Annotated in this window: 13 protein-coding genes; 5 read left to right on the top strand and 8 right to left on the bottom strand. The window is 72.9% G+C overall.

Annotated elements, in window-relative coordinates:
* The coding region (locus ACYVK7_RS18425) for a hypothetical protein (protein WP_460889167.1) at window positions 1-198 on the top strand (198 nt) is incomplete at its 5' end.
* A 249-nt stretch (window positions 199-447) separates the two neighbouring features.
* Here ACYVK7_RS18425 and ACYVK7_RS18420 read toward each other — a convergent pair.
* Window positions 448-858 (bottom strand): hypothetical protein, encoded by a 411-nt coding sequence (locus ACYVK7_RS18420; protein WP_460889166.1) that lies wholly within the window; start codon window positions 856-858, stop codon window positions 448-450.
* A gap of 330 nt (window positions 859-1,188) precedes the next feature.
* Here ACYVK7_RS18420 and ACYVK7_RS18415 point away from each other — a divergent pair, with 330 nt between their 5' ends.
* Window positions 1,189-2,520 (top strand): endo-1,4-beta-xylanase, encoded by a 1,332-nt coding sequence (locus ACYVK7_RS18415; RefSeq protein WP_460889165.1) that lies wholly within the window; start codon window positions 1,189-1,191, stop codon window positions 2,518-2,520.
* Between the two features lie 89 nt (window positions 2,521-2,609).
* Here ACYVK7_RS18415 and ACYVK7_RS18410 read toward each other — a convergent pair whose 3' ends face one another.
* Genes ACYVK7_RS18410 through ACYVK7_RS18385 form a run of 6 tightly spaced genes read right to left on the bottom strand, consistent with a single transcriptional unit; the run spans window position 2,610 to window position 6,752 of the window.
* Window positions 2,610-3,056, bottom strand: a complete 447-nt coding sequence (locus ACYVK7_RS18410; protein ID WP_460889164.1) for a pilus assembly protein — start codon at window positions 3,054-3,056, stop codon at window positions 2,610-2,612.
* A complete protein-coding gene (locus ACYVK7_RS18405) occupies window positions 3,053-3,436 on the bottom strand; it encodes a TadE/TadG family type IV pilus assembly protein (RefSeq protein ID WP_460889163.1) in 384 nt (127 codons plus the stop codon). The genes ACYVK7_RS18410 and ACYVK7_RS18405 overlap by 4 nt, the downstream gene beginning before the upstream one ends.
* Entirely contained in the window at window positions 3,433-3,606 is a 174-nt protein-coding gene (locus ACYVK7_RS18400; protein WP_460889162.1) for a hypothetical protein, read from the bottom strand. The genes ACYVK7_RS18405 and ACYVK7_RS18400 overlap by 4 nt, the downstream gene beginning before the upstream one ends.
* A 40-nt stretch (window positions 3,607-3,646) precedes the next feature.
* Window positions 3,647-4,564 (bottom strand): type II secretion system F family protein, encoded by a 918-nt coding sequence (locus ACYVK7_RS18395; protein ID WP_460889161.1) that lies wholly within the window; start codon window positions 4,562-4,564, stop codon window positions 3,647-3,649.
* Window positions 4,561-5,418, bottom strand: coding sequence for a type II secretion system F family protein (locus ACYVK7_RS18390; RefSeq protein WP_460889160.1), 858 nt, complete (start codon window positions 5,416-5,418; stop codon window positions 4,561-4,563). The genes ACYVK7_RS18395 and ACYVK7_RS18390 overlap by 4 nt, the downstream gene beginning before the upstream one ends.
* Window positions 5,418-6,752 (bottom strand): CpaF family protein, encoded by a 1,335-nt coding sequence (locus tag ACYVK7_RS18385; RefSeq protein WP_460889159.1) that lies wholly within the window; start codon window positions 6,750-6,752, stop codon window positions 5,418-5,420. Before ACYVK7_RS18385 ends, ACYVK7_RS18390 begins: the two co-directional genes overlap by 1 nt.
* A gap of 178 nt (window positions 6,753-6,930) precedes the next feature.
* On the opposite strand from ACYVK7_RS18385, the gene ACYVK7_RS18380 reads away from it, so the two are divergent.
* The gene (locus ACYVK7_RS18380; RefSeq protein ID WP_460889158.1) at window positions 6,931-8,169 is read left to right on the top strand and encodes an aminotransferase class I/II-fold pyridoxal phosphate-dependent enzyme; all 1,239 of its coding nucleotides are present in this window, start codon (window positions 6,931-6,933) and stop codon (window positions 8,167-8,169) included.
* A 454-nt stretch (window positions 8,170-8,623) separates the two neighbouring features.
* On the opposite strand, the gene ACYVK7_RS18375 is transcribed toward ACYVK7_RS18380, so the two are convergent.
* A complete protein-coding gene (locus tag ACYVK7_RS18375) occupies window positions 8,624-9,244 on the bottom strand; it encodes a LysE/ArgO family amino acid transporter (protein ID WP_460889157.1) in 621 nt (206 codons plus the stop codon).
* 90 nt (window positions 9,245-9,334) lie between these two features.
* On the opposite strand from ACYVK7_RS18375, the gene ACYVK7_RS18370 reads away from it, so the two are divergent.
* The gene (locus tag ACYVK7_RS18370; RefSeq protein ID WP_460889156.1) at window positions 9,335-10,264 is read left to right on the top strand and encodes a LysR family transcriptional regulator ArgP; all 930 of its coding nucleotides are present in this window, start codon (window positions 9,335-9,337) and stop codon (window positions 10,262-10,264) included.
* 97 nt (window positions 10,265-10,361) lie between these two features.
* Window positions 10,362-10,970: a LysE/ArgO family amino acid transporter gene (locus ACYVK7_RS18365; protein WP_460889155.1), complete on the top strand. Its 609-nt coding sequence runs from the start codon at window positions 10,362-10,364 to the stop codon at window positions 10,968-10,970.
* Window positions 10,971-11,006 lie beyond the last annotated feature (36 nt).

Here is an 11,006-nt window from a genome sequence, read left to right as displayed (position 1 = left end):
GTCCGGCTCGGGTCCGGCTCGGTCCGGCTCGGGTCCGGCTCGGTCCGGCTCGGGTCCGGCTCGGTCCGGCTCGGGTCCGGCTCAGCTCTACTCGGCGGGCCGGCGCGACCCTCGGCTCCGCCCGGCGGCATAGCTGGGCGCAAGCTGGGCCAGCGGCTCGCCTACAGGGTCGACTGCAGACCTGGTCGCGGCGGGTGATGCCGACTGCAGAGTTGGTTGCGGCTACGACCCTCAGCGCCGCACCTCACTCTGCAGTCGGCATCGGGGACCGCGACCAACTCTGCAGTCGGGCAGCGACGGGCACGCACGGACCACCCACGAACCGCCGCCCAGGCACCGCCGACCGGCACCAGCGGTAGGTACCGACCAGCACCACGAACCACCGAGCACCCATAAACCACCGACAGTCACCAGCAGGCACCGGCCACACCGACAGGCGTCCCGGACTCAACCCGCCCGTGCCGTCGACGACGCCGACACCCTGATCCCGCCACCGAACGCACCGGTGAACCAGTCCAGCAGCGGTGGGCTGGACACGGCGGCCAGCGTCACGCGGGCCGACCGGCCGTCCGGCGAGGACGCCTCCGCCACCGCGACGGGCATCCCTGGCGGGTGCTCCGCGAGGTACTGCTCGACGGCAGCACGCACCGCGGCGTCGGACAGCGTGAGCGGCGCGCCCGGAGCCGGCACACCGGAGCCCGTGTAGAAGGCCTCGGGCGACATCGCGCTCGCGGCGTCGGCCGCCGCGAGGTCCGCCACGTCGTAGAGCGCCTTGCGGTCCAGGTGGACCGCGCTCGCTGACGCGACGACCGCGACGAGCATCAGGGCGAAGGCGACGAACGCTGAGGTAAGCAGCATGATCCGTCCGCTCTCGCCGTCCGTCGGCGGCTCCCACCCGCGACGCGGCGGGCGCAGCCGGCGCGCGACACCCCCGCTGCCCTCGTTGCGAGCGTTTGGCCTGCGAGGGCGCCTCATGCACTCATTATGTGGCGGACCGTGGAGTCGCGCACGGCCGGCGCCGACTCCGCCAGGCCCCGAAGAACGCCCCGCGGCCGGGCTCGGACAAACCTAAACGTTTCACCTTCGAAAACGTTTAGCAGATTCCCTTGACACCAGCCCCCGAGCATCGAAATCCTTTTCCACGTTCGACGGGCCGACGACGGCACGTCCCACAAGAAGGGATCAACGATGACCCGAAAGCTCACCCCACCGCGCCCCCGGCGCAGGTTGCGAGCCATCTCGCTCGCCACCCTCACCGCAGTGGTACTCGCCGGCGGCGTGGCCGCCACCACCGCACAGGCGGCCGGCAGCACGCTGCAGGCAGCGGCCTCGGAGTCGGGCCGGTACTTCGGCACCGCGATCGCCGGGCACAAGCTCTCCGACTCGCAGTACACGACCATCGCGAACCGCGAGTTCAACATGGTCACCGCCGAGAACGAGATGAAGCTCGACGCGACCGAGCCGAACCAGAACCAGTTCAACTTCAGTGCCGGCGACCAGATCGTGAACTGGGCCCAGAGCAACGGCAAGCAGGTCCGCGGCCACACGCTGGCCTGGCACTCCCAGCAGCCCGGCTGGATGCAGAACATGAGCGGCTCCGCCCTGCGCAACGCGATGCTCAACCACGTCACCCAGGTGGCCACCCACTACCGCGGCAAGATCCACTCCTGGGACGTGGTGAACGAGGCGTTCGCCGACGGTTCCTCCGGTGCCCGCCGCGACTCGAACCTGCAGCGCACCGGCAACGACTGGATCGAGGCGGCCTTCCGCGCCGCCCGGACGGCCGACCCGAACGCCAAGCTCTGCTACAACGACTACAACACCGACAACTGGTCGCACGCCAAGACCCAGGCCGTGTACAACATGGTCCGCGACTTCAAGGCCCGTGGCGTGCCGATCGACTGCGTCGGCTTCCAGGGGCACTTCAACAGCGGCAACCCGGTGCCGAACAACTACCACGAGACGCTGGGCAACTTCGCGGCCCTCGGGGTCGACGTCCAGATCACCGAGCTCGACATCGCCGGCTCCGGCACCTCGCAGGCGGAGCAGTACCGCGGCATCGTCCAGGCCTGCCTCGCCGTTGCGCGCTGTACCGGCATCAGCGTCTGGGGTGTGCGTGACTCGGACTCGTGGCGGGCCAGCGACACACCGTTGCTGTTCGACGGCAACGGCAACAAGAAGGCCGCGTACAACTACACCCTGGACGCCCTGAACGCCGGCGGCAGCACCAACCCGGACCCCGACCCGGGGCCCGGTGACGGCTGCACCGTCACCGTCACCCGGTCGAACGAATGGAGCGACCGGTTCAACGTCTCGCTCGCGGTCTCCGGCAGCTCCGCCTGGCGCGTCGCGATCCAGCTGCAGGGCGGCCAGACCCTGCAGAACTCGTGGAACGCCACGGTCTCCGGCACCAGCGGCACCCTGACGGCGACGCCGAACGGGGCTGGTGACAACTTCGGCATCACGGTCTACCGGAACGGAAACAGCAACCTTCCCACGGCGACGTGCTCGGTCCCGTGACGACCTGACCGGACGGACAGCACGACGACGGCCCGCGTCCCCAGGGCGCGGGCCGTCGCCGTACCCGCTCGCCGCCCCGGCGTCGACGCTCAGTGCCGCTCCTCCGCGTACCGGTCGACGGTCCCGGTGCGAGCAGCCTCGACGGGGACGGACAACGGCACCCACCCGCGCACGGCGTCGGGCAGCAGCGGCAGCGGTACCTCCACCCGCACGACAGCGCCCACGGCGGCACCCGGCGTCAGGCACGGAGACGCGGAGCACTCCAGGGACAGGGCGGCGTCGTCGCGCGCGAAGCCCTGGTCGGACAACGCGATCCCGACCGCGGCCTCCGCGCGGCCCCCGCCGGCCGCCGACGACTCCGCGGTGACCATGGCACGCACCGCCTCCCTGGCCGCGCCCTCAGCCGCGAACGCGCCCGCCTGGACCCGGCCCAGCGTCACCACGAGGTAGACCAGGGGGATCAGCAGGATCAGCGCGACGCCGAGGAACTCGACCATCGCGGAGCCGCGCTCCCCCGGCGTCCCGGCGGGGCTCACCACGTCTCCTCCAGCGCGTGCCCGCGGACCGTCAGCGTCCCGCCCGGCCCCAGCAGGCCGACCACGGGCAGCGGCGCCCGCACCGTCACCTCGATGACCGCGGCACCGTCGAGGGTGGCCCGGCCCGCCGTGACGTCGCGGGCGTAGTCCCCGGTGAGGGCGTCCGCCAGGAGCGCCCGGGTACGCGCGACGCCGTCGGCCGGGCTCCGGTCCGCGCGAGCCGCCACCCGTGCGCCCTCGGCCGCCGCGTCGGTGGCGAGGGAGCGCACGTGCACGGCGAGCGCCACCTGCACCACCCCGAGCAGCAGGGCCAGCACCAGCACGGACACCAGCAGGAACTCGACGGCTGCGGAGCCGTGCTCCGGCCGGCCTGAGCTCACCCCTGACCCGTGACGCTGCTGATCGCCTGCCGGAACGCGTTCTCCAGCAGTGGCCCGGCGACCGCCCAGAGCGCGACCACGAGGCCTGCCGTCATCAGGGTCACCAGGACCCAGCCGGGCACGTCGCCCCGTTCGCCGTCACCGGTCTCGAGCTCGCGGTTGTCACGCATGGCGCTTCCTTTCGTCGGCAGACCCGTTCGCAGGGTCATGTCAGAGCCCGATCCGGAGGGTGGCCAGGCTGGGGAAAACTGCGAAGACGACGGTGACCGGAAGCACCAGGAACACGACCGGGACCATCATCAGGATCTCCTTGCGACCGCCCGCCTCCAGGAGGGCACGACGGCCGGCCTCGCGCACGTCGTCCGCCTGCGCGCGCAGTACTTCCGCCAATGGGGTTCCGCGCTCCAACGCCACCACGACCCCCTCGGCGAAACGGGAGAGGGGCGGCAGTCCCGACCGGTCCGCGAGCGCGGTGAGGGCGACCGTCACCGGCGCGCCGGCGCGGACCTCCGCGACCATGCGCCGGATCTCGCCGGCCAGCTCGCCGCGCGCCGTCGAGGCGACCCGTTCCAGGGCCGCGGGCGGGCTCTCCCCCGCGGCCACCGCGAGGGCCAGCAGCTCCGCGATGGTGGGCAGCTCCGCGAGCAGCCGCTCCTCGCGCCGCCGGACGCGCGTCGTCAGCGCCTGGTCGCAGGCCGCGTACCCGCAACCGCCCGCGACGACCACCAGTGCCACCAGGGGCACCACCGCCGCTCCGCGCGTCGCCGCGAGCAGCAGCGCGAGGCCGAGGCCCGCGGCCAGGCCGGCGACCGTCCATACGACCTGCCTGGCTCGGAAGTGGTCCACCGACTCGGCCGATCCCGCACGGTCGAGCCGGCGCCGCACCTCCTCGCGGGGTGACCCGAACCGCTCGAGGCGCGCCCCGACGTCGTGCAGGCCGAGCAGGCGGACCACCGCGGAGGTGCGGCTGACCTCCCGCAGCAGGGTCGAGGTCGCCGAGCGCGGGCGCAGGTACGGTGCGAGCCGTTCGTCGAGGGTGACGGCGCGGGCGCGCAGCCGGGCGAGGACGATCAGCAGCCCGAGCGCGACACCGAGGCCGGCGAGCGCCCCCGCCGCCCAGCCGGTCATCGCAGCACCCTGCGCTCGGCGGGCAGGCGGCCGATCCGCAGCATCACCCGGTAGGCGACCAGCGCGCAGAGCCCGCCCGTGACGAGTACCGCGATGCCGGTGGGCGAGTCGTAGGCGCCGGCAGTCTCGGGACGGGTGGCGAGGAGGGCGAGCACCACCCACGGTCCGGCGACCGCGACACGGGCGCCGTTCACGGTCCAGCTCTGACGGGCCTCCAGCTCGCCTCGCGTCGCGGCGTCCTCTCGCAGGAAGCCGCTGAGCGTGCGCAGGAGCCGGCCGAGGTCCTGCCCGCCGACCTCGCGGGTGAGGCGGAGGGCCTCGACGATGCGGTCGGCCACCGGGTCGGCCAGGCGTTCCTTGAGCGCGTCGAGCGCGTCCCCGAACCGGCCGCCCGCACGGTAGTCGTGGGCGAAGCGGCTGAACGGCTCGCGCAGCTCGACCGGGCCGCGGTAGCCGAGCTGCGCGACGGCCTCGGGCAGCGACAGCCCGGCACGCACCCCGGACGCGAGGTGGTCGACCACCTCGGGCCACACCTCCCGCAGCGCCCGACGGCGGCGGCGGGCCCGTGCGCGCACCAGCAGCACCGGGCCGGGTGCTGCCAGCACGGCGAAGCAGACGGCGATGGCCGGCGACCGGGTCAGCGCGAGCCCCAGCAGCAGGGTCACCACGCCGAGCGCGACACAGGCGCCGACGAGCATCGCCGGCGTGACGGAGGGCGCGCCGGCCTGCGTCAGCAGGTCGCGGGTGCGCATCTGCCAGGTCACACGTCCGACGGCCCGCGGCGTCGGCGTCCAGGACGACCACCACACGCAGAACAGGCCGGCCCCCAGGAGCAGGCCCACCACGACGCCCATCAGCGCACGCCCCAGGGGCCGGCGCCCGTCCGGGGGCCCGCACCCGCCCAGGGGCCGACGGTCGTGCGCCCGGACCCGACCGGGACGGCTCGCTGGTCCGCGAGCAGTGCCCGCACGTCGAACCCCGCGCGCTCGAACCGGTCCTCGGCGGGCGGCATCCCGTCGCCGCGGCGCAGGTCACCGTCGGCGTCGCGGTCGAAGATGCCCGCCGTCTCGATGCGACCCTCCTCGACGCGCCCGGTCACGGCCACGATCTCGCGCACCTGGCGCCGCACCACGCCGTCCGCCGTCCGGCTCAGGCCGAGGTGCACCACGAGGTCCACCGCGGAGGCAACGGTGGGCACCACGAACCGGTCGGACACGTTCTCCCCCGCGAGCAGCGGGAGCGTCGTCATCTTGGCCACCGCCTCACGCGCCGTGTTGGCATGGAGCGTGCACATGCCGGGGATCCCGCTGTTCAGCGCGATGAGCAGGTCGAACGCCTCGGCCTCGCGGACCTCGCCGATCACTATCCGGTCCGGGCGCATCCGCAGCGCCTCCTTGACCAGGCGCCGCAGCGGTACCTCCCCCGTACCCTCGAGGCTCGCCGGACGCGTCTGGAGCGCTACGTGGTCGCGGACCGGGAGACGCAGCTCCCAGACCTCCTCGGCCGAGATGACCCGCTCGGAGCCCGGGATCGACCCCGCCAGGGCGTTGAGCATCGTGGTCTTGCCCGCCTGGGTCTGCCCGGACACCAGCACGTTCAGCCCTGCCCGCACCGCCGCGTCGAGGAAGGTGGCGGCCTGGGCCGTGAGCGACCCGAGCCGGACCATGTCCGTCAGCGAGTGGGCCCGCACCACGTGCTTGCGGATGTTCACGGCGAAATGTGCGCGCGTGATGTCCGGGATGACGACGTGCAGGCGCTCGCCACCGGGCAGCCGGGCGTCCACGAACGGACTCGACAGGTCGAGGCGCCGCCCCGAGGTCTTGAGCATGCGCTCCACGAGGTCGCGGACCTGCTCCGTGGTCAGGACGGTGCTGGTCAGCTCAGGCACACCGCGCCGCGCGACGTACACGTGCGTCGGGGCGTTGAGCCAGACCTCCTCGATCTCCGGGTCGTCGAGGTAGGGCTGCAGCGGCCCGAACCCACCGACGGCATCCGTCACCTCCCGGGCCGCTGCCGCGGCGTCCACGAGCGGTGGCACCACACCGACGCTCGCCCGCGTCGCGTAGTCACCCACCGCGTCGGTCACCAGACTCGACAGTCCCGCCCGGTCGCCGATCGGGTCCAGCCCCCTGCGCCGCACCAGCTCGCGCACCTCGCGCTCGAGGATGCGCGCCCCCTCTTCGCCCATGGCCGACAACGTAGAGCCAAATGTTCACCTTCGCAGACCACCCTGTGGATAACTTTCCCCAAGGCTCGGAGTTATCCACCACATCCACAGGGTTGTCCACATACGCGCAGGTAAAGCGGGTTGTCCGGCATGCCGGAGATGAACTCACGGTGGACGGCCGATGGCTATCGTCGACCCCATGAGCTCCCTCCATTCACCTGGCCGCGGCCGGGAACGCTGGCAGGACACCGCGAGCGCCGCCGGCCTCCTGGCCGACGACGGCAGCGTCGCCGTCACGATCTTCGCCGAGATGTCGGCGCTGGCCGTCCGCACCGGGGCGATCAACCTCGGCCAGGGCTTCCCGGACGTCGATGGGCCCGAGTACGTCAAGCGGGCGGCGATCCGGGCGATCGAGGAGGGCCGCAACCAGTACGCGCCGGGCGACGGCGTGCCGGAGCTGCGACAGGCCGTCGCGGACCATCAGAAGCGGCACTACGGGCTGGACGTCGACCCGGGTACCGAGGTGCTGGTGACCACCGGCGCGACGGAGGCCCTGACCGCGTCGGTCCTCGCGCTGACCCGGCCGGGTGACGAGGTACTCACGCTGGAGCCGTTCTACGACTCCCACGCCGCGGCGATCGGCATGTCCGGGGCGACACACGTCACCGCTCCCCTGCTGCCGGGGCCGGACGGCTTCCGGCTCGACGTCGACGCGCTCCGGGCGGCCGCGTCGCCACGGCTGCGGATGATCCTGCTGAACTCCCCGCACAACCCGACCGGGGCGGTGCTGACCCGGGACGAGCTCGCGGCGGTCGCCGCCGTCGCGCGGGAGCGGGACGCGATAGTCGTGACCGACGAGGTCTACGAGCACCTCACGTTCGGCGCCGAGCACGTCCCGATCGCCACCCTCCCCGGCATGGCGGAGCGGACGCTGACCGTCTCGTCGTCGGGCAAGACCTTCTCGTTCACCGGCTGGAAGATCGGCTGGCTGCACGGGCCGGCCGAGCTGGTCACGGCGGTGCGGGCCGTCAAGCAGTTCCTCACCTACACCTCGGGTTCGCCCTTCCAGCCCGCGATCGCACAGGCGCTGGCCGACGACGACACCCCCAGCGCCCTGGCCGCGTCCCTCACCGGCCGCAAGGACCTCCTGTGCGCGGGCCTCGAGGCGGCGGGCTTCACGGTGACGCGGCCCGCGGGCACCTACTTCGTGATGGCCGATGCGTCGGCCCTGCTGCGCCGCCTCGGCCTGCCCGACGGCGCCGAGCTGAGCCGCCGGCTGCCCGAGCTGGCCGGCGTGGTGGCGATCCCGGCCTCGGCGTTCTGCCGCGCGGGCTCGCCGACGGCGGAGGCGCTGGCGGGCCATCTGCGCTTCACGTTCGTCAAGAGCGATGACGTGCTCCACGAGGCCGTCGCCCGGCTGGCGCGGCTGGGCGGCTGACCGGCACGCGGTTGCGGCGAACCGCACGTTACGCCCGGACGAGGCCGCCCTACGATCCGCCGAACAGCAGGTGAGCCGCCGACGGCGCGACCGAACCGCAGGCTGCACGTAGCCGGCGACGCCGAACCGCAAGATCCACGTCACTGGCCCGCCGAACCGCAGGCTGCACGTCACCGGCAGTGCCGAACCGCAAGATCCACGTCACTAGCGGCGCCGAGCCGAAGGTTCCACGTCGATCCGCGCCCTGATCGACGTGGAACCTTCGGCTCGGCGCCGGATGCGCCACCAACTTGCGGCTCGACCCCCTGGCCCGCCAGCAACGTGCGGCTCGACCCCCGACCAGCGCGCAACGTGCGGTTCGGCGACGCCGACGTTCCCAGCCCGCCAACCCGCCAGTCACGCCCCCGCCAGTCACGCCCCCGCCAGTCACGACCCGCCAGCAACAACCGGCCAGTCACGACCCCGCGAGCAGCGAGACCGCGACGGCCAGCATGATCAGCGCGATCACGCCGTCGAGCACACGCCAGGCGTTCGGGCGCCGCAGCACCGGGGCGAGCAGGCGCGCCCCGTAGGCGAGGCCGCCGAACCACGCGACGCTGGAGATCATCGCGCCCGCGGTGAACCACCAGCGGGCGTCGCCGTACGTGGCGGCGACCGAACCCTGCAGCACCACCGTGTCGAGGTACACGTGCGGGTTGAGCCAGGTGAGCGCCAGCGTGGTCAGCACAACGGGCTTGAGGCGCCGGCCGGGGCTGTCGCCGAGGGCGCCGTCGTCGGCCGCGGCGAGCGTCGTGTCACCCTTCACCGCGCGCCAGGCCGCCATGGCGCCGTACCCGAGCACGACGGCGGCGCCCAGCCAGCGGAGCACCACCACGACGTCTGGCCACCGCTCGACGAGCGGGCCGAAGCCGGCGCCGCCCGCGGCGTACAGCACGGCGTCGGACACCGCGCAGATCACCGCGACGACCCCCAGGTGCTCGCGGCGCAGTCCCTGGCGCAGCACGAAGGCGTTCTGGGCTCCGATGGCGACGATGAGCGAGAGACCGAACCCGAGTCCGGCGAGCAGGGCGAGCATGGCCCAAGGCTAGGCAGCCGGACATGCTGAAGACCAGTTCATGTTTCTCAACCAACGTAAGCAGAACTGATGCTGGGGCACACTGGGGGCATGCGATGGGACTCCCGCCAGCTCGAAGCCCTGGCCGCCGTGGTCGCCGAGGGCTCCTTCGACGCGGCAGCACGGGCGCTGCACGTGACGCCGTCGGCGGTGAGCCAGCGCATCCGCGCGCTGGAGAACGCGGCGGGCAGCGTGCTGGTACGGCGAGCCCGACCGGTGGTCGCCACAGCGCCGGGTCAGGCGCTGCTGCGGCTCGCCCGGCAGACGGAGCTGCTCGGGGCGGAGGTCGCGGCGGAGCTCGGCACCGACGACACCGGTGAGGGGGTCGACGGCGGGCAGGACGCCGCGGCGCGGGCCGGCCTGGTCACCGTGCCCCTCGCGGTCAGTGCCGATTCGCTGGCGACGTGGGTGCTGCCCGCACTGGCGCAGGTGGACGGCGTCACCTTCGACCTGCACCGGGCCGACGACACCCGCACCGCCGACCTGCTGCGCGAGGGGGTGGTGATGGCGGCGGTCACCTCGCAGACCGCTCAGGTGCAGGGCTGCCGCAGCACGCCGCTCGGGATCATGCGGTACCGCCCGGCCTGCACCCGCACCTTCGCGCGGCGCTGGTTCCCCGACGGCCCGACGCCGCAGGCCCTGGACGCCGCCCCCGTCGTCGTCTTCGACCGGACCGACGACCTGCAGGACATGTACCTGCGCGATCGCGCGCCACGGGCGAGCCCGCCGCGGCACCACGTCCCGAGCACCGTCGAGTACGAGGAGACCATCCGGCTCGGCCTCGGCTGGGGCATGCTGCTGGACCGGCCGTCGATCGGCGGCCTCCAGGAGGGCACCGGCGGCGGCATCACGCTGCTGGAACCCGACGCCGTCCTGGACATCCCGCTCCACCTGCAGCAGTGGAAGCTGCGCTCCACGGTGCTCGACCGGGTCACGACGGCGCTGCGAAAAGAAGCAACACGCCGACTGCTCCCTGCGTGAAATATGGACGTACCCACATCATTAACCCTCTTTCAGTCCTTCCGCACTTCCGAATCATGAACCGGACATCCGCTGTCCGACTTCCTACCGTTCAGTCATGCTTTCCGCCCTTGCCGGCATGGCCTTCGGCCTCTCGCTCATCGTCGCCGTCGGGGCGCAGAACGTCTTCGTGCTTCGCCAGGGACTGCGCCGGGAGCACGTGGGGCTCGTGGCGGGCATCTGCGCCGTGAGCGACTTCGTGCTCATCTCCGCCGGGGTCGGCGGGCTGGGCGCGATGATCCAGAGCGCGCCGCTCGTGGTCGAGATCGCGCGGTGGGCCGGCGCCGTCGTCGTGCTGCTCTACGGCGGCATGGCCGGCTACCGCGCCGTGAAGGGACAGCGCGTGGTCATGGGGCGGCACAGCATGACCAACCGGACGGTCGGCGCCGCCGTGGCGACCACCCTGACCCTGACCTGGCTGAACCCGCACGTGTACCTCGACACCGTGGTGCTCGTGGGCGGGCTCGCCGCGACGCACGGCGACGACCGCTGGTGGTTCGGGCTCGGTGCCTGCCTGGCCAGCACCGCATGGTTCGTCGCGCTCGGCTACGGGGCCCGCTACCTCGCCCCGCTGCTCGAGAAGCCGGGCGCGTGGCGGGTCCTCGACAGCGTGGTCGCGGTGACCATGGTGGTCGTGGCCGCGTCCCTGATCCTCGGCGGGGCCTGACAGCACCTGGCGGTCACGACCAGGACGGTCAGGCCC

The organism is Promicromonospora xylanilytica, assembly GCF_054782895.1.
This window is presented reverse-complemented; position numbering and strand designations above follow the sequence as displayed.